Source organism: Streptomyces sp. NPDC006012 (assembly GCF_042871185.1).
Taxonomy (GTDB): domain Bacteria; phylum Actinomycetota; class Actinomycetes; order Streptomycetales; family Streptomycetaceae; genus Streptomyces.
On sequence record NZ_JBIAIE010000012.1, the window covers coordinates 158,572 to 174,726 of the forward strand.

Genomic DNA, 16,155 nt, shown 5'->3' on the forward strand with positions numbered 1-16,155 from the left:
TCCTCGTGGACGGGGGCGGTGGGTCACCGCGTGGGCGGCATCCTGACCAGTCGGCGGTCCGGCAGGTGACCGGTGAGCGCGACGGTGGGGCCGTGGTAGAGGGTGGCGGGGTCCGGCACGTCGGAGGGCACCGGGACTTCGGCCGCCATGGGACGGTCCGAGGCACCGGGCGCGGGCGGGAAGGGCGCGGCGGTCTCGATCAGGTTCTGGTAGTACTCCAGCGACTTGGCCATGTCGACGGTGACCGCCGCGGTCACCCGGCCCCGGAAGCCGTAGACCATCGCCAGCCTGCGCGCCTCCAACGACCCCTGGGCGATGACCACTTGGTCGGAGTAGGTCGGCACGCCCACCGACTTGATGTTGAGTCCGAACTGGCTGGACCAGAACACCGGGACCGAGAGGTGCGGGCGGCGCAGGGGTTCCGGACTGACCATGTTGTGGGCCGCGACCTCGGCCTGCTCGACCGCGTTGCGCCAGTGTTCCAGGGACAGCAACTGGTAGTCGAACAGTGGGTGCGGGAAGCGGGAGACGTCGCCGGCCACGAAGACGTCGTCGGTGACGATGCCGTACATGTTGAAGGCGCGGCATCCGGCGTCGCAGGCGATGCCGCGCGGCCCGGCGGCAAGCCCGGAGTCCGCCAGCCACTCGACGTTGCGGACCGCTCCCATCGCGACGACGCACACGTCGGCGTCGACGCGGCTGCCGTCGGAGAGTTCGGCGCCGGTGAAGTGGCTGTCGCCGTCGCTGGTCAGCGCGCCCACCGTGACGCGGCAGCGCAGGTCCACGCCGTGGTTGCGCTGCATGGCGGCGGCGAGTTTCGCCAGTGTCCCGCCGAGCGCACCCACCAGCGGCGCGGGCCCGCGTTCGGCGACCGTGACGGCCAGGTGGCGTTCCCGGCAGGCCGAGGCGATCTCCGAACCGGTGAAGCCGCCGCCGATCACCAGCACCCGGCGCGGTCCGGCCTCCAGCCGCTCGGCGAGGAGCGCCGAATCGTCGCTGGTGCGCAGGGTGATCACACCGTCGAGGGCCGCCTCCTGGGGTTTCGGCCACGGCCGTGCCCGCGTCCCGGTGGCGATCAGCACCCGGTCGTAGGGCAGTTCCTCCCCGTCGGCCAGCAGGATCCGTTTGCGGATCATGTCGAGTCCGGTGGCGCGCACGCCGAGCCGCCACTCCGCCTGCGGATCACGGCGCATCGGCAGCCCGGTGGAGAACGCGGGTACCTTGCCGAACAGCACCTGCTTGGAGAGCGGGGGACGGTCGTAGGGCGGATGGGGCTCGTCCCCGACGATCGTCAGGGAACCGGTGAAGCCCTCGTCGCGCAGCGTCTCGGCGGCCCGCAGTCCGGCGAGCGACGCGCCGACGACGACGATCCGGCCCTGCCGGAGGTCACCGGGCACCGGGGCTCACCTCCTCGCCCAGCAGAATGGCCTGGACGGGACAGGCCGCCGCGGCCTGCCGGACGCGTTCGCGCTGCCCCTCCGGGACAGCCGGGTGGTACAGCAACGCCTCCTCACCGTGCATTTCGAACATCTCCGGGGCGAGGAACGCGCACTGTGCGTAGCCCTGGCAACGGGTGAGGTCCACCACGATCTGCATCGCTGGTCACTCCCTCCGGCACGCCGGCTCCTCCTTCCTTTCTAGACCCGGTGGGAGCCATGCGCGCGCTGTGCGCCGGGCAGCGGTCACGCGGGCACGTCGCGCAGGGGACGACGGGGCCCCGCTGCCCCGATATCCGTTCGCCCCGCCGGGAACACCCGCCCTACGCTCGGCCCATGAACAAGCCTCTCGTCGCCCTCCTCACCGGCGCCGGCATCTCCACGGATTCCGGGATCCCCGACTACCGCGGGCCGAACGGTGTGTGGCGGCAGGATCCCGAGGCCGAGAAGCTCGTGACGTACGACTACTACATGGACGACCCGGAGATCCGGCGGCGGTCCTGGCAGCTGCACCGCAGCAACCGCACCCTGCTGGCGCAGCCCAATGCCGCGCACCGGGCCGTGGCCGGGCTGGAGCGCTCCGGGACGCCGGTGCGGGTGATCACGCAGAACGTCGACGGCCTGCACCAGCTCGCCGGCCTGCCGGCCCGCAAGGTGCTCGAACTGCACGGCACGGCACGCAGTGTCATCTGTACGAAGTGTGCCGCGCGCGGGCCGATGGCGGACGCGCTCGCCCGGGTCGAGGCGGGCGAGCCGGATCCGCCGTGTCTGGAGTGCGGCGGGATCCTGAAGGCGGCGACCGTGATGTTCGGGGAGCGGCTGGATCCGGTGGTCGTCGCCGAAGCAATGGCGATCACCAAGGCGTGCACGGTGTTCATCGCGGTCGGCAGCAGCCTCCAGGTCCAGCCGGCGGCGGGCCTGGCCGCAGTCGCCGCCGACCACGGCGCCCGCCTGATCGTCGTCAACGCCGAGCCGACTCCGTACGACGACCGGGCACACGAGGTGATCCGCGAGCCGATCGGCACCTCACTGCCCGCGCTGCTGTCCCGGCTGGCGAACTCGGCGTCCTGACGAGGACGGTGACGAACGTTCCGAGGATTCGGATCCGGCCTGCCCGCCACCGGCCGGCCCACCACCCCCGGCGCCCGGCAGCGTTCGTCACGGCGTGAGCGTGCAAGTTCGTCACCCGCGTGACCGTGCAAGGCGGACGGACGGGCCGTCGGCCCGTCCGTGCGGGGCCGGCTCAGAACAGCGCCGTGCCCCGCTCGAAGTCCAGCAGGCGCCGCTTGCGTTCCAGGCCGCCGCCGTACCCGGTGAGGCTGCCGTCGGCGCCGACGACGCGGTGGCAGGGGACGACGATGCCCACGGGATTGCGGCCGTTGGCCAGGCCGACCGCGCGGGAGGCACGGGGATTGCCCAGGGCGTCGGCGAGGTCGCCATAGCTGCGGGTCTCGCCGTACGGGATCGTCCTGAGCTGTTCCCAGACGCTGCGCTGGAACGGGGTTCCGGGGAGCCTGAGTTCCACGGTGAATTCCTTCAACTCGCCCCTGAAATAGGCCGCGAGCTGTTCCTTCGCCGCGCGGAGGAGCGTGTCGTCGCGGTCCCCGAAGGTCTCTTCAAGGGGGCGGTGACGCTGTCCGGTCATGTAGAGCCCGCACAGGACGCCGTCGTCGGCGACGAGGGTGAGGGGGCCGTAGGGGCTGTCGATCACGGTGTGCTGTTTCACGGTAGATCCTTACACCGGCAGGAAGTTGATCGGGTGGCTGTCCGTCGCCCACAGGTACTGGACCGCGTACGCCCGCCAGGGCCGCCAGGCCGCGGCGCGCGCGGTGAGCGCGGACGGGGTGGCGGGCAGACCCAGTTCCTGGGCGGCACGCCGGATCCCGAGGTCCGTGGCGAGGAAGGCGTCGGGGTCGCCGAGGGCGCGCATGGCGATGACGTCGGCCGTCCAGGGCCCGAAGCCGGGCAGGGCGAGGAGCCGGGCCCGGGCCTCGGCCCAGTCGCTCTCCACACCCAGGTGGAGGGTGCCGTCGGCGAGCCGGCCGACGAGCGTGGTGAAGGTGGCCCGCCGGGTGCGGGGCATCGCCAGTGTCTCCGGGTCGACCTCGGCCAGCGCCTCGGGCGCGGGGAAGAGATGGGTGAGACCGCCCTCGGGGTCGTCGATGGGCGCGCCGTACGCGGTGACCAGGCGGGCGGCGTGGGTGCGGGCGGCGGCCGTGGACACCTGCTGGCCGAGGACCGCGCGGACCGCGAACTCGGCGCCGTCGACGGTGCGCGGCACGCGCCTGCCGGGTGCCTTGTCGACCAGCGGCAACAGGACCGGGTCGGTGCGCAACTGCTCGTCGACGGCGACCGGGTCGGCGTCCAGGTCGAGCAGCCTGCGGCAGCGGCTGCCGGCGACGGTCAGGTCCCGCAGGTCGCTGAGGACCAGGCGGCAGGCGATGTGGTCGGGCTTCGGGGTGAGTGCCACGATGCCGTGCCCGTACGGCAGCCGCAGCGTGCGCCGGTAGGCGCCGTCCCGCCACTCCTCCACGCCCGGTACGGCGGTCGCCGCGAGGTGGCCGAAGAGGTTGTCGGGGTTGAGCGGGGCGCGGAACGGCAGGCGCAGGGACAGCACCCCAGGGGTGCCCGCGGTCTGCCTGCGCGGGGCGCGGGCGCGCAGCTCGCTCGGGGCGAGCGCGAACACCTCGCGGACGGTGTCGTTGAAGGTGCGGATGGAGGAGAAACCGGCCGCGAAGGCGATCTCCGCCATCGGCAGCGCGGTCGTCTCGACGAGGATCCGGGCGGTCTGGGCGCGCTGCGCACGGGCGAGCGCGAGGGGGCCCGCACCCAGCTCGGTGAGGAGTTGGCGTTCGACCTGCCGGGTGCTGTACCCGAGGCGGGCGGCGAGCCCGGGCACGCCCTCGCGGTCCACCACGCCGTCGGAGATCAGCCGCATGGCGCGGGCCACCAGGTCGGCGCGCTGGTTCCACTCCGGGGAACCGGGGCTGGTGTCGGGCCGGCAGCGTTTGCAGGCCCGGAAACCGGCCTGCTGGCAGGCGGCGGCGCTGGGGTGGAACGTCATGTTCTCCGCTTTGGGCGGGACGACGGGACAGCTGGGCCGGCAGTAGATGCGGGTGGTCAGGACGGCCGTGAAGAACCAGCCGTCGAACCGCGCGTCCTTGGACTGCACGGCCCGCACGCAGCGCTCCCGGTCGAAGTGCATGCCTTTCTGCATGCCTCCAGCATCGGCCACCGAACGGGTCGGAGCTGGCGAGAATCCGACATCAACGTGCCCTGTCCTGGTCCGCCCCGGATCACCCCGGGTGCCTTCTACGGCATCCGTCGCCCGCCGGGCCCGTCCTCACGCCCGCCGTTCCCGGCACCGGTCAGGGCGCGCGCCAGATGTTGTCGAAGGCCGCGTCCTCGATGCTGCGCCGCTGCCGGACCGCCTCCAGTTCCACCACCGCGCCGTTCACGGCGGCCAGGACGGTGACGACCGGCTCGGCGAGTCCCGCCGTGCCCTCGGCCGGTTCGTCCCGCAAGCCCAGGGCGGCCCCCAACTCGGCCAGGACCGGCTCGCCGGAGGTCCAGCGCTCGGCCGCACGACCGCGCTCCGCCGGATCGCCCAGCCGGGTCCGCTCGGTGCGCAGGCCGATCCGGTGCCCGCGTCGCCTGCCGTCTTCGCCCGCCGCCTCCAGGGCGTCCACGTACGCGGCGGCCAGGGCCTGGCCCCGGCGCCACAGCCAGTCCTCCACGGACTCGTACGGCTGCGCGCGCACGAGCGCCGCCACGGCGTCGTCCAGCAGCCGGTCGCCCATGCCCAGCGGCGGCCCCGGCACGATCAGGTCGCCGTCCAGGGCGACGGCCTCGGCGCGCACGAGGTCGATCAGTTCCGCTCCCGCGAGGGCCAGCGAGAGGTCGCCCTGCCCGACCGGGCGGTCGGCGGGGGTGTCCAGGGCGACGATCAAGAGGTCCCGCGGTGTGGTCATGTCGACTCCTTGTCAGGTGCGTGGGCGGCGCTGCGGCGCCCGGGCGGCGGGGTGCCGCGTCGGCCCGGCCCGTCGGCCGGCCGGAGCCCGTCGGCGGGGCGGTCGGCCACGTCGGCACGGCTTCCCGCACCACCACCTTGTGGTGCGCGAGGCCGATACGCAGCACGGCGACGACCGGGGCCGCCCCGGTGACCACGCCGGCAGCCAGGACGAACGCCTGGCCACAGGGTCGCACAGCAGCCGGACGGCCGGGGATGCGGGGACGGGTCCGCGGGTCCGGCCCACGCGGCGACCGCCGGCCCGCGGCACCACCGAACGGGGGCGCCCGCGCCCTGCTCGCCCACGAACCGCACCGGCCGCCCGCGGTCGAGGGCGACAACGACGGCGAGGAGGGCGCCGGCGACTGGCTGGTCGGTGGCGGCCGGCAGCCCGGCCCGCCTCGGACGGCCGACGGCGTCCGCCGTGACGGGCCACCGTGCGGCGGGCAGCGCCTGACGGGCAGCGCCTGACGGGCATCGCCGCCGCCCGCCCGGAGCGGGCTGGGCGGCGTGACGGCCCGACGTCCGCCCCGACTCACCACGACGGGAGTCCGCCGACTGCGCTTGCCGTGGTGACCATGTCCCTCATCGCGGCAGCCACCCTCCCCTTCGCTCTCCGCCACACCCACCGCGGCCCGGCACACCCGTGTTCGCGGGGAGCGGGAAGGACACGGCTGCCGGTCGGCCCGCTGGCCGTCATGTTCCTGGCGATGGTGGCGGTGGGCGCGGTGTTCGGCTCGGTCCAGACGGCCGTCACCGTGTACGCCGACACGATCGGCAGTCCCGGCGCCTCGGGGCTCGTGTACGCCGAGTTCGGGATCGGCAGCGCGCTGGCCGGTGCCGTCTGCACCTGGCTCCCCCAGCGGTTCTCCCTGCGCGCCCGCTACGTCTCGGGGGCCGCGCTCCTCTGCGCCGGCATGCTGGTCCTGTTCGCCGGGGCCCGGCTCGTGTCCCTGCCGGCCGCCGTCGCACCGGCCGGTTTCACCGTCGCGCCCTACATGATCAGCCTGTACGCGTTGACCGAGCGGCTCGCCCCTGCGGAGCGTGCCACGGTGGCCATGACCGTCCTGTGCGCCGGCGGTCCGCTCGGGACGGCCGGCGGGCAGGCCGTGTCGGGTGGTCTCGCGCAGACCCATGGCGTGGCGGGGGCCCTCCTGGTGGCACTCCTCGTGGCAGCCGGGGCGCTGCTGCTCGCCCTCTGGTGGCTCGTGGCCGACCGCGGCCATGTCCTCACCTCACGAGGTGCGGAACCTCAGGGGGTGACCGCGCACTCGGCCTGAACCGCGCAGCACGCCGACCGGACGGGGCGAGGTGCGGGTATGCACCCCGCCGTCAGCTCCCGCCGACCAGCCAGTCCCGTCCCGCACGGCATGCGCATGTCGCGGCGACGTCTGCCGGAATCCGGTTCACAGGCCGTACGCCCGCAGCCACAGGTCCAGCGTGAGCACCAGCCACAGCTTGCCGCCCTGCCGGGGCAGCAGCGAGCCCTGGCCGCGCATCCAGGTCCGCACGGTGTCCGGCCGGAACAGCCCGCGTTGCCGCGCGGCCCGGCCGAGCAGCAGGTCACCGCCCAGTTCACGCAGCGGCCCGGTCAGCCACTGCTGCACCGGCACCCGCGTCCCGCTCTTGGGCCGGTCCACGACCGTGGCGGGCAGCAGATCGCGTACGGCCTCCTTCAGCACCCATTTCTGCGCCGCGCCGCGGAGACGGAATCAGCGCGCCGGTGGTGCGGGGCGGCGGCCGCACCGGCCCGCTCGACGGCCCGGGAGACGACAGCGAGCAGCTTGGCGGGCTCCATTCCGACCAGCGGGAAGCCCCAGAACGTCGGCGTCGTGGAGCACCGGCACGGGTCCCCTGTCCGACGGACCGGACGGACCGGACGGACCCGAGGCCAGGGTGGGCAGTGCGGCCGGGTCGGCGACGAGGGTCAGTCCGTGACGGACGGTCAGGCCGCGTCCAGGAAGACGGCGATGGAGCGGTCGGGGCAGACCAGCACGGGCCCGCCGGCCGGCCCCGCGGTGCCCGGCGTCCCGTCCGGGACCGAGCCGGCCCGGTCCCGGACCGGGCGGACGGCCGCCCGCGGACAACTGCTGTCGTCGACCACCCCGGGCGGCAGCCCGCCGTAGACGCTCCGCCAGTCCGCCAGCAGACCGGTGCGGAAGGCGTCCCGGGCGACCGGCGGGCGGCCCCGGCCCATGCCCGCCAGCCGTGCGAGGACGAAGTCGGCCGCCGTGAGCAGCATGAGGCCGCTGACGACGGTGAAGACCACGGCGTCCGCACCGAGGCCGATGAGTTGGAGGACGACCCGGACGAGGGTCAGCGCCGCGGCGCAGCCCGGCTGGACACCGCTGTCCGGCAGCGACTTGCGGGACAGCGCGTCCCACAACCGACCACAGGCACACGGCACTTGGCCGTCCCGGGTGAGGACGTGGGCGATCCGGCGGACCTGGAGGTCGCTGAGTTTCAGTGGGTTGGACTTGGGGTCCAAGGCATATCCGCATCCGCACTTGCTGGAAACGTTGCCGGTCCGCTCCCGGCGCAGCAGGGACTTTTCGCAGTGCGGGCAGATCACCGGCGGCCCTCCAGTCCCTGCGCGAGCCAGCGCAGCCGGGCGGCCAGCCGCTCCCGTACGATGGTGACGCCCGGCCCCCGCAACCGCTGGACCCGCTCGATGTCGCGCAGGGCGGCGGCGAGTTCGAGGTGGTCGGTGCGGGCGAGGGTGGCCGCGTGCCCGCCGTCCGGCGCGGGCGTGCGGTACGCCCGTCCGGCCGCCCTGCGCTCCGCCTCCGGGCGGTGATCGCATAGTCCTCGTGGTTGATTAGTCCTCGTGGTCAATGCCGTAGCCGGTGTTGGCGGCCAGGATGGCCAGCGGGGCGCTGTCCCGGTTGACGAAGGAGTGCGGCACCATCTCCGGAATCCTGATCAACTCACCCGGACGGAGCCGGACTTCGGCGACCCGGTCGCGCTCGCTGTCGTACAGGCCGCAGGCCGCGTAGCCGAGGCTGAGGACGAAGTGCTCGCCGCCGTGCGCATTCGGGGTGAAGGCGCTGCACGGGCTGACGACGCCCCGTTTGACGGTGGCGTTGGAGGGACCGTCCCCCTGCCAGCCGGTGAGCCGGCGGGCGACGGTCTGGCGGCGCATGCCCCGCAGGCTGTCGGCCTGCGCCCGCGGCTCTCGGCGACGGCTTCCGCCGGCTGCGGCGCACGGGGCCGGCTCCGGGCGCCGGCCAGGCGGCACCCGAGGTTCCGGCTCACCCGTCGGAAGAACGTATGCGCACATCAGAGTCCACCAGGTGACCGGGTCCTGGGCTTGCCCGGCCCGTGCGGCGCACCGCCGGACGGCCGGCGGCCGGAGCTTCGGTCCGCGCGGGAGCCGGTGGCCGGCGGGGCCGCCCCCGTAAGCTCCGCTTCCGTCAGGGGAGTTGCGCGGCGAACGCCGTGTAGGCCCGCTCGTCGAAGAGGACGAACCTGACCTCCTCGACCTCCGTCTCCGCGGCCCGCACCGTCTGCACCGCGATGCGCGCGGCGTCCTCCATCGGCCATCGGTAGACACCGGTGGAGATGGCCGGGAAGGCGACCGTGCGCGCGCCGAGGGCGTCGGCCACCCGCAGCGACTCCCGGTAGCAGGAGGCGAGCAGCGTCGGGTCGCCGCCCGAGACCTGGTACACCGGGCCCACCGTGTGGATGACCCAGCGGGCGTCCAGGTCGCCGGCCGTCGTGGCGACCGCCTGGCCGGTGGGCAGGCCCTTGCCGTACTGCGAGGCACGGAGCCTGCGGCACTCCTCAAGGATGGCGGGGCCGCCGCGCCGGTGGATCGCGCCGTCGACGCCTGAGCCGCCCAGCAGCGAGGAGTTGGCCGCGTTGACGATCGCGTCGGCGGTCTGCAGGGTGATGTCCCCCTGGACGAGCGTGATGGCGGTCATGCCTGTCTCAGCCTCCTCCAGACGGCCTTCGCCGCGTTGTGTCCCGACATGCCGTGCACACCCGGGCCCGGCGGGGTGGCCGACGAGCAGATGAAGACCGCCGGGTGCGGCGTGTGGTACGGGAACAGCGACAGTTTCGGACGCAGCAGTATCTGGAGGCCGGAGACCGCGCCGCAGGCGATGTCACCGCCGACGTAGTTGGCGTTGCGGACGGCCAGTTCGGGCGGGCCCGCGGTGGCACGGGCCAGGACCCGGTCACGGAAGCCGGGAGCGAACCGCTCCAACTGGCGCTCCACGGCGTCGGTGAGATCACCGGTCCAGCCGCTGGGCACATGTCCGTACGCCCAGAAGACCTGGCGGCCGGCCGGTGCGCGGGTCGGGTCGGCGACGCTGGGCTGCACGGTGATCAGGAACGGCTTGTCGGGCGCCCGGCCCTCGCGGTACACGGCACGCAGGGCGGTGCCGATCTCCGCGCTGCTCGCACCGATCTGCACGGTCCCGGCCGAGCGGGCTTCGGGCGCGGTCCACGGCACCGGGCCGTCCAGGGCGTAGTCGATCTTGAAGACGCTGGGTCCGTACCGGTAGCCCTCGTAGTGGCTGCCGAATCCGGCGATACGGGCCAGGGCGGTCGGCGAGGTGTCGAAGACGTACGAGCGGGCGGGCGGCAGGTCGTCCAGGCGCTTGACCTCGTAGTCGGTGTGCACGCTGCCGCCGAGGTCCTTGAGGTAGCCGGCGAGGGCGTCGGAGATCGACTGGGATCCGCCGCGGGCCACGGGCCAGCCCCTGGCGTGTGCGGCGAGCGCAAAGACCAGGCCGACGGCGCCGGTCGCGAAGCCGCCCAGCGGGGCCATGACATGGGCGACGAGCCCGGCGAACAGGGTCCGGGCCCGTTCGTCGCGGAACCGTCTCATCAGCCAGGTGGAGGGCGGCAGGCCGACCAGCCCGAAGCGGGCGAGGGTGACCGGGTCGCGTGGGAGCGCGGTGAGGGGCAGGGACATGAAGTCTCGGGCCAGGGTGTCCCACTTGGGCAGGAACGGCGCGACCAGTCTGCGGTACGCCCCCGCGTCGCGCGGCCCGAACGAGAGGGCCGTCTCGGCGACCGACCGGGCCAGCACGGCGGCCGTGCCGTCCGGGAACGGGTGCGCCATGGGCAGGTCGGGATGCAACCACTCCAGGCCGTACCGCTCCAGCGGGAGGGCACGGAAGGCCGGTGAGTTGATCCCCAGGGGATGCGCCGCCGAGCAGGGGTCGTGGCGGAAGCCGGGCAGCGTGAGTTCTTCGGTGCGGGCCCCGCCGCCCACCGTGTCGCGGGCCTCGAACACGGCCACGGAGAAGCCGCGGCGGGCCAGTTCCACGGCGGCCGTCAATCCGTTCGGCCCCGCTCCCACTACGACCGCATCGAGCATCGACGGCACCTTCGGACCCCTTCGTCAGCCGATGGCCACTCGGAGTCAGCATATGCCGGGGCACTGACAATCCCGACGGCGTGGGGTGAGTACCGGCCGCCGGGCCCCGCGGGGACGGTCAGGACCGCCCCGGTGTCCACGCCCTGAACCCGGCCCGGCGCCCGAGCCCAGCCCGGCGTCCGGCCCCTGCCCGACGTGCGAGCCCCGCTTGACGTCCGTGTCCGGCCCGGCGGCCCGGCAGCGCCCGCACCCCGCCCCGGCATCCCGGCGGTGTCCGTGCCCGGCGCCGCGGCCGGGTCAGTCGCCGCTGCCGCGCAGCAGTTCCCGTACCCGGCGGGCCGTGGCGGCGTCCCGGGCCGCGGTGAACGGCAGGGCGTTGCCGCCGGTGATGCGGAACGGTTCGCCGGTGAGCGTGCAGTGGGTGCCGCCCGCCTCCTCGACCAGCAGCAGGCCCGCCGCATGATCCCAAGCGGCTTCCCAGGTGAACGCGGTGGCTTCCGACTCACCCTGGGCCACGGCCAGATACTCCAGCCCCGCGGAGCCGCAGGCGCGCGGGGCGACGCCGTCCGCCCGGAGCCCGAGCAGCGCGCGCTTCTCCTCGTCGGTCGTGTAGTCCGGGTGCGAGGTGGCGACGCGCAGGTCCCGGCCGGGCGCGGGTGCGCCCGCGACGAGCCGTTCACCGTCGAGGAAGGCGCCCCCGCCGCGTACGGCGGTGGCGAGCCGGCCGAGGGCCGGTGCGTAGGTCCACGAGGCGAGCAGGACGCCCCGGTGGGCGAGCGTGACGAGCGTGCAGAAGCCGGGGTCGCCGTGCACGAACTGGCGGGTGCCGTCGACCGGGTCGACGATCCACACGGGCGCGTCGCCGCGTATCGCCTCGTAGGTCGCGGGGTCGGCGTGGACCGCCTCCTCGCCCACGACGACGGAGCCGGGCAGCAGGGCGGCGAGGACCTGGGTGAGGTACCGCTCCGCGAGGCGGTCGGCGTCCGTGACCAGGTCGTGCGGCCCGCTCTTGTGCGCGACCTCGTGGTCGGCGAGCCGGCGGAAACGGGGCAGGATCTCGGTCGCCGCGGCCTTGCGGATCGCCTCCTCCACCTCGGCCGAGCGGCTGGGGAGGAATTCCGTCAGAAGGGCTCCGGCGAGGCTGTCCTCACCGGCCTCTGCGCGCTGTCCGTGGCCTTCGTCCAGGGGGCACCCCCAGGTCCTGGTGTCTTCGATCATGTCTCCATGAGAGCATGCGGCGCTGACAATCCACACCGGTCCGGTGTATCCCAGGTGGAATCGAGACGAACAGCCGGTGCCCTCGGTCAGCGACCCACCGCGTAGCCCTGCATCCCGCGCGGGTTGGCCGCCGCCGACAGGATGCCGGTCGCGGGGTCCCGGGCCACCGCGCACAGCCGGCCCTCGGACCAGTCGGGGCCGACGGTGACGTCATGGCCCCGCCGCCGGAGTTCCGCGACCACCGCCGGGTCCATGCGGGACTCCACGGTGACGCTGCCCGGGTTCCGGCCGCGCGGGTAGAAGGAACTGGGGAAGCTGTCGTTGTGCCAGTTCGGGGCGTCGATCGCGCCCTGTAGGTCGAGGCCGCCGCGCACCGGGGCGCGCAGTGCGAGGGCGAGGAAGAAGTGCAGCTGCCATTGGTCCTGCTGGTCACCGCCGGGCGTGCCGAAGGCCAGCACCGGGTTTCCGTCGCGCAGCGCGACGGACGGAGTGAGGGTGGTGCGCGGGCGACGGCCGGGGGTGAGGGTGCCCGGCAGGCCCTCCTCCAGCCAGGTCATCTGGAGCCGGGTGCCGAGCGGGAAGCCGAGTTCGGGCACGACCGGGTTGGACTGGAGCCAGCCGCCGCTCGGCGTGGCCGCGACCATGTTGCCCCAGCGGTCGACGACGTCGAGATGGCAGGTGTCGCCACGGGTGGCGCCGTCGGCACTCGTCTCCAACCCGCCGGGGAGCCGGGCGACGGTCGGCTCGCCGACGCCCAACGGATCGATCCCGGGCTCCGCACCGACCGCCACGCGCGCGTGGTCGCACAGCCGGGGCGGGCGCCCGCCGGGGCTGCCGGGCCGCAGTTCGTACGAGGCGCGGTCGCCGACCAGCGTCCGCCGCCCGGCGTTGTACGCGTCGGACAGCAGCTCGGTGACCGGTACGTCGGCGGCGTCGCCGTACCAGGCCTCGCGGTCGGCCATGGCGAGCTTGCAGCCCTCGATCAGCAGGTGGTGGTAGTCGGCGGAGCCGTACGGGGGCAGCTCGGGCGGCAGCAGGGCCAGTTGTTGCAGCAGGGCGGGGCCCTGGCTCCAGGGGCCCGCCTTGCACACGGTCCAGCCGTGCCAGTCGTACGTCACGGGGGCCTCGTAGCTCGCGGACCAGCCGGCGAGGTCGGCGGCGGTGAGCGTGCCGCTGTGCCGTTCGCCGCTGGTGTCCAGGGTGGGCCGCCGGGCCTGCCGTACCAGTGCCTCGGCGATGAACCCGCACCGCCACACCTCGCGGGCGGCCTCGATCCGCGCCTCCCGGTCCCCCGCGCCCGCGGTCTCCGCGAGCAGCCGCCGCCAGGTGGCGGCGAGAGCCGGGTTGCGGAACGGCCGGCCGGGCCGGGGCGCCTCGCCGCCGGGCAGGTACACCTCGGCCGACGAGGTCCACTCGGTCTCGAACAGCCGGCGCACGCTCTCGACGGTCCCGGTGAGGTTCTCCACGGGCGGGTGACCGTGCTCCGCGTACCCGATGGCGTACTTCAGGACGTCGTCGAGGGACCTGGTGCCGTGGTCGCGCAGGAGGAGCAGCCAGGCGTCGAAGGCGCCGGGCACGGCGGCCGCGAGCGGTCCGGTTCCGGGCACCAGGTCCAGGCCGAGTCCCCGGTAGTGCGCGACCGTCGCGCCCGCGGGCGCCACCCCCTGCCCGCACAGCACCCGCACCTCACCGCCCGCCGGGGCCAGGAGGACCGGCACCTCGCCGGCCGGGCCGTTGAGATGCGGCTCGACGACGTGCAGCACGAACGCGCCCGCGACGGCGGCGTCATAGGCGTTGCCGCCGTCCTCCAGCACGGCCATGGCGGACTGCGAGGCCAGCCAGTGCGTGGAGGACACCATGCCGAAGGTGCCCTGGAGAGTGGGTCGGGTCGTGAACACAGGACCTCTCACCTCGCTGTTTCCGTGCATCGGCCTGCATGATGGTCGTTCAGGACGGGACCTGGGGAGAACCTGGGGAGTTTGCGCCAGGGATCTCCTTCTCCCGCCCTTCCGGAAGGCTGTCGATCGCCCTGCGCCCCTTCTTCCCTGCCTCCGGCATGAAGCGAGCGTAGTGGTCGAGGGTGATGGTCGGCGACGAGTGCCCCAGCCACTTTGCGAGGGTTACGACCGACTCTCCTGCCTCAAGGACGAGGACGCATATGTGCGCCTCAACACGTGGAACCCGTCCTTCGGCGCGGCTTGCCACTGCCACGGCTTCGCCCCCTTGGCCTGCGGCAGGATGACGCCTGCCCTGGCCAACGCGGGCTTCCAGATCTCGGTGTTTCACGTGTTGGCAGCGATCGCGTTCCCGTACTTCGTCGTCAGTACGAGGCTGAACTTCTTCCGCTCTTTGCCGTGTTCCGGGCCGCCCCACTGTCAGGTCCTCTCGGTGAAGAACCAGCTCTTCGCGCATGCGTTCAGGGAAAAACGGCACTTTCATGGACCGTCCCGTCCACATCACCTCAACATCCGGTGACAGGTTCCGTGCAATCGTCTCGGTCACCTCGACAAGCCGTCCGCACCGGTGAAGGAAGGCAGACCAGAGCTGCCCCGGCTCAGTCAATTTCCGACAGGGGATCTCACCATCGAACCCCCGAGTTGCTACCGGCTCGCCTGTCATGTGGGCGGCGAGCACCCGGGCCAGTTCTCGGCGTTGCCCGTCTGGTGGATCAGGATGTCGCGGGCGGTCCATGCCGCACACCAAGTGCCGTCATCGGACAGACGCGACTGGACGGCGCGGGCACATACTTCCAGTTCAGGAAGGACCTCTTTGGCACGGGTCGAAACCATGCGGAGACGGGCATCCGAATGGCCGGTCGCATGAACGCGCGGTTTGTTCGACCCGCGCCGACGCCGTGCTCCGGCCGGAGCGGCTGCCTCAGCGTGGTGGCCGGTCAGATGTGCGGCGAGCAGGGGCAGTCACCGAAACTTCGGTCGCCGGACAGGAGACCGACGTCCCCGCGGCGTGACACGCGACTCGGCGCACACCCTCGCGACCGCTGTCGTCAGTTGTCGTTGCAGGGGTCCAGCCAGGGGGGCACCGCCTACTGTGGTCACCACCTCTCCGGCCACGCGGTGCACTTTCGTGTTCGTGTTCTGGGACGCGTCGACCAGCACTTGCCAGGCTTCGTCGGCGCTCAGGCCGAAAGATGCCATGAGGATGCCGCGGGCCAGGTCGATGGCGGGCCGGGTCTGCAGGGCGCGCTGCATCTGGATCAGCTCGACGCGCAGGTCTTCGTCGACAGTCTCGGGCCGCCGGCGGCCCGCCGACGTAATCGAGACTTCTACTTCGGCAGCCTGCCGGTGGCAGAAGAGCGCGCGCGTGTCAGTGAGCGCCAGAATCCGTTCGACGGCGGGGCCATCGGCGACGATGGTGATCGACTTGTTCCGTGGCTGCGCCTCGCGGCGTGCATTGAGCAGGATATTCAGCATGGAGCAGTCGCAGTGGTCCACCTTGGAGAGGTCGAGTTCGACGCGAGTGGCCGAGCTGTTCAGGGCGCCGGTCAGGGCTTTCTGGAGGGATTGGCAGGAGTCAAGGGTGAGGTCGCCGCGCACGCTGACGAGCGTGTGGTCGCCCTCCGCGCTGGGCTCGATGACCAGGTCGGGCGGCGGCGTGCGATACGCGTGCGCGCTGGTCATATCGGCCCGACCGTCGACTGCTTCTCGTGCTCAGGTTCCGGCATGACTACCCCTCTGCGTGGAACCCGTCAGTCGTCACTTCAAGCTCACCCTGACCCCGGACCGCACGTCAAGAGTTACACGAAACAAAATTCACCCTTTTGGAAACATGAATTCACGAACATAAGGTTTCGTTATGGATGCAGCGCCTGAGTCGCACTTCGGTTGGACGTTTCTGACCAACCACGCCCGAGTGCTGGCCGTCATCGCCGACAAACGCAACGTGCGCATCCGCGACATCGCCCTGCATTGTCGACTTACGGAACGTGCCGTACAGAAAATCATCTCCGATCTGGAGGAGGACGGTTATCTCTCGCACAGCCGGAAAGGGCGCGGCAATATCTACCGGGTCGATTCCAGCAAGGTTCTTCGGCACCCGGCCGAAGCGGGGCTGACCGTCGCCGCACTGCTGTCGTTGCTCGTCCGGGACGAAGCGGACCGCAATCGTGTCCTCCAGGATGCGCGGCGGAGGTGATGCGGGTGTTG

The 16,155-nt window shown here is 72.8% G+C and carries 18 protein-coding genes and 1 pseudogene; 5 read left to right on the top strand and 14 right to left on the bottom strand.

Going from position 1 to position 16,155, the window contains the following annotated elements; all coding sequences use genetic code 11:
* Window positions 1-23 precede the first annotated feature (23 nt).
* Window positions 24-1,397 (bottom strand): NAD(P)/FAD-dependent oxidoreductase, encoded by a 1,374-nt coding sequence (locus ACFYPJ_RS21820; protein ID WP_389019516.1) that lies wholly within the window; start codon window positions 1,395-1,397, stop codon window positions 24-26.
* A complete protein-coding gene (locus ACFYPJ_RS21825; RefSeq protein WP_389019519.1) occupies window positions 1,387-1,596 on the bottom strand; it encodes a ferredoxin in 210 nt (69 codons plus the stop codon). Before ACFYPJ_RS21825 ends, ACFYPJ_RS21820 begins: the two co-directional genes overlap by 11 nt.
* A gap of 176 nt (window positions 1,597-1,772) precedes the next feature.
* On the opposite strand from ACFYPJ_RS21825, the gene ACFYPJ_RS21830 reads away from it, so the two are divergent.
* A complete protein-coding gene (locus tag ACFYPJ_RS21830) occupies window positions 1,773-2,507 on the top strand; it encodes a Sir2 family NAD-dependent protein deacetylase (protein ID WP_389019522.1) in 735 nt (244 codons plus the stop codon).
* Window positions 2,508-2,679: 172 nt separating this feature from the next.
* On the opposite strand, the gene ACFYPJ_RS21835 is transcribed toward ACFYPJ_RS21830, so the two are convergent.
* The 3 genes from ACFYPJ_RS21835 to ACFYPJ_RS21845 all read right to left on the bottom strand — a co-directional run bounded on the left by ACFYPJ_RS21835 (window position 2,680) and on the right by ACFYPJ_RS21845 (window position 5,407).
* Window positions 2,680-3,162, bottom strand: a complete 483-nt coding sequence (locus ACFYPJ_RS21835) for a methylated-DNA--[protein]-cysteine S-methyltransferase (protein WP_389019525.1) — start codon at window positions 3,160-3,162, stop codon at window positions 2,680-2,682.
* A 9-nt stretch (window positions 3,163-3,171) separates the two neighbouring features.
* A complete protein-coding gene (locus tag ACFYPJ_RS21840; RefSeq protein ID WP_389019717.1) occupies window positions 3,172-4,641 on the bottom strand; it encodes an AlkA N-terminal domain-containing protein in 1,470 nt (489 codons plus the stop codon).
* A gap of 163 nt (window positions 4,642-4,804) precedes the next feature.
* Window positions 4,805-5,407, bottom strand: a complete 603-nt coding sequence (locus tag ACFYPJ_RS21845) for a GPP34 family phosphoprotein (protein WP_389019528.1) — start codon at window positions 5,405-5,407, stop codon at window positions 4,805-4,807.
* Window positions 5,408-5,661: 254 nt separating this feature from the next.
* Between ACFYPJ_RS21845 and ACFYPJ_RS21850 the strand changes: the two genes are divergently transcribed.
* Together ACFYPJ_RS21850 and ACFYPJ_RS21855 are read left to right on the top strand one after the other, a co-directional pair.
* The gene (locus ACFYPJ_RS21850) at window positions 5,662-5,916 is read left to right on the top strand and encodes a hypothetical protein (protein WP_389019531.1); all 255 of its coding nucleotides are present in this window, start codon (window positions 5,662-5,664) and stop codon (window positions 5,914-5,916) included.
* A 107-nt stretch (window positions 5,917-6,023) separates the two neighbouring features.
* The gene (locus ACFYPJ_RS21855) at window positions 6,024-6,725 is read left to right on the top strand and encodes an MFS transporter (RefSeq protein ID WP_389019720.1); all 702 of its coding nucleotides are present in this window, start codon (window positions 6,024-6,026) and stop codon (window positions 6,723-6,725) included.
* Window positions 6,726-6,851: 126 nt separating this feature from the next.
* On the opposite strand, the pseudogene ACFYPJ_RS21860 reads toward ACFYPJ_RS21855, so the two are convergent.
* The 8 genes and pseudogenes from ACFYPJ_RS21860 to ACFYPJ_RS21895 all read right to left on the bottom strand — a co-directional run.
* A pseudogene (locus tag ACFYPJ_RS21860) lies at window positions 6,852-7,142 on the bottom strand (asparagine synthase-related protein); the annotation flags it as partial.
* A 248-nt stretch (window positions 7,143-7,390) separates the two neighbouring features.
* Complete coding sequence (locus ACFYPJ_RS21865; RefSeq protein WP_389019533.1) at window positions 7,391-8,017, bottom strand: hypothetical protein; 627 nt, start codon at window positions 8,015-8,017, stop codon at window positions 7,391-7,393.
* Complete coding sequence (locus tag ACFYPJ_RS21870) at window positions 8,014-8,280, bottom strand: hypothetical protein (protein WP_389019536.1); 267 nt, start codon at window positions 8,278-8,280, stop codon at window positions 8,014-8,016. The genes ACFYPJ_RS21865 and ACFYPJ_RS21870 overlap by 4 nt, the downstream gene beginning before the upstream one ends.
* A complete protein-coding gene (locus ACFYPJ_RS21875) occupies window positions 8,264-8,587 on the bottom strand; it encodes a cupin domain-containing protein (protein ID WP_389019538.1) in 324 nt (107 codons plus the stop codon). Before ACFYPJ_RS21875 ends, ACFYPJ_RS21870 begins: the two co-directional genes overlap by 17 nt.
* A 271-nt stretch (window positions 8,588-8,858) precedes the next feature.
* Window positions 8,859-9,368, bottom strand: a complete 510-nt coding sequence (locus tag ACFYPJ_RS21880) for an O-acetyl-ADP-ribose deacetylase (RefSeq protein ID WP_389019541.1) — start codon at window positions 9,366-9,368, stop codon at window positions 8,859-8,861.
* The gene (locus tag ACFYPJ_RS21885; RefSeq protein ID WP_389019543.1) at window positions 9,365-10,774 is read right to left on the bottom strand and encodes a phytoene desaturase family protein; all 1,410 of its coding nucleotides are present in this window, start codon (window positions 10,772-10,774) and stop codon (window positions 9,365-9,367) included. The genes ACFYPJ_RS21880 and ACFYPJ_RS21885 overlap by 4 nt, the downstream gene beginning before the upstream one ends.
* Window positions 10,775-11,071: 297 nt before the next feature.
* Window positions 11,072-11,992 carry an inositol monophosphatase family protein gene (locus tag ACFYPJ_RS21890; protein WP_389019545.1) on the bottom strand — a complete coding sequence of 307 codons (921 nt, stop codon included), beginning with the start codon at window positions 11,990-11,992 and terminating at the stop codon, window positions 11,072-11,074.
* 86 nt (window positions 11,993-12,078) lie between these two features.
* A complete protein-coding gene (locus ACFYPJ_RS21895) occupies window positions 12,079-13,890 on the bottom strand; it encodes a gamma-glutamyltransferase family protein (RefSeq protein ID WP_389019546.1) in 1,812 nt (603 codons plus the stop codon).
* A 262-nt stretch (window positions 13,891-14,152) separates the two neighbouring features.
* Between ACFYPJ_RS21895 and ACFYPJ_RS21900 the strand changes: the two genes are divergently transcribed.
* Complete coding sequence (locus ACFYPJ_RS21900; protein ID WP_389019547.1) at window positions 14,153-14,467, top strand: hypothetical protein; 315 nt, start codon at window positions 14,153-14,155, stop codon at window positions 14,465-14,467.
* Between the two features lie 443 nt (window positions 14,468-14,910).
* On the opposite strand, the gene ACFYPJ_RS21905 is transcribed toward ACFYPJ_RS21900, so the two are convergent.
* Entirely contained in the window at window positions 14,911-15,630 is a 720-nt protein-coding gene (locus ACFYPJ_RS21905) for an ANTAR domain-containing protein (RefSeq protein WP_389019549.1), read from the bottom strand.
* Window positions 15,631-15,805: 175 nt separating this feature from the next.
* Between ACFYPJ_RS21905 and ACFYPJ_RS21910 the strand changes: the two genes are divergently transcribed.
* Window positions 15,806-16,144 (top strand): helix-turn-helix transcriptional regulator, encoded by a 339-nt coding sequence (locus tag ACFYPJ_RS21910; protein ID WP_389019551.1) that lies wholly within the window; start codon window positions 15,806-15,808, stop codon window positions 16,142-16,144.
* Window positions 16,145-16,155 lie beyond the last annotated feature (11 nt).

Bases quoted from the DNA above. Each gene is read 5' to 3' on its own strand.
- ACFYPJ_RS21825 (WP_389019519.1), bottom strand. From the start codon at position 1,596: ATGCAGATCGTGGTGGACCTCACCCGTTGCCAGGGCTACGCACAGTGC.
- ACFYPJ_RS21830 (WP_389019522.1), top strand. From the start codon at position 1,773: ATGAACAAGCCTCTCGTCGCCCTCCTCACCGGCGCCGGCATCTCCACG.
- ACFYPJ_RS21840 (WP_389019717.1), bottom strand. From the start codon at position 4,641: ATGCACTTCGACCGGGAGCGCTGCGTGCGGGCCGTGCAGTCCAAGGAC.
- ACFYPJ_RS21845 (WP_389019528.1), bottom strand. From the start codon at position 5,407: ATGACCACACCGCGGGACCTCTTGATCGTCGCCCTGGACACCCCCGCC.
- ACFYPJ_RS21850 (WP_389019531.1), top strand. From the start codon at position 5,662: ATGCGGGGACGGGTCCGCGGGTCCGGCCCACGCGGCGACCGCCGGCCC.
- ACFYPJ_RS21855 (WP_389019720.1), top strand. From the start codon at position 6,024: ATGTCCCTCATCGCGGCAGCCACCCTCCCCTTCGCTCTCCGCCACACC.
- ACFYPJ_RS21875 (WP_389019538.1), bottom strand. From the start codon at position 8,587: ATGCGCCGCCAGACCGTCGCCCGCCGGCTCACCGGCTGGCAGGGGGAC.
- ACFYPJ_RS21880 (WP_389019541.1), bottom strand. From the start codon at position 9,368: ATGACCGCCATCACGCTCGTCCAGGGGGACATCACCCTGCAGACCGCC.
- ACFYPJ_RS21885 (WP_389019543.1), bottom strand. From the start codon at position 10,774: ATGCTCGATGCGGTCGTAGTGGGAGCGGGGCCGAACGGATTGACGGCC.
- ACFYPJ_RS21890 (WP_389019545.1), bottom strand. From the start codon at position 11,992: ATGATCGAAGACACCAGGACCTGGGGGTGCCCCCTGGACGAAGGCCAC.
- ACFYPJ_RS21905 (WP_389019549.1), bottom strand. From the start codon at position 15,630: ATGACCAGCGCGCACGCGTATCGCACGCCGCCGCCCGACCTGGTCATC.
- ACFYPJ_RS21910 (WP_389019551.1), top strand. From the start codon at position 15,806: ATGGATGCAGCGCCTGAGTCGCACTTCGGTTGGACGTTTCTGACCAAC.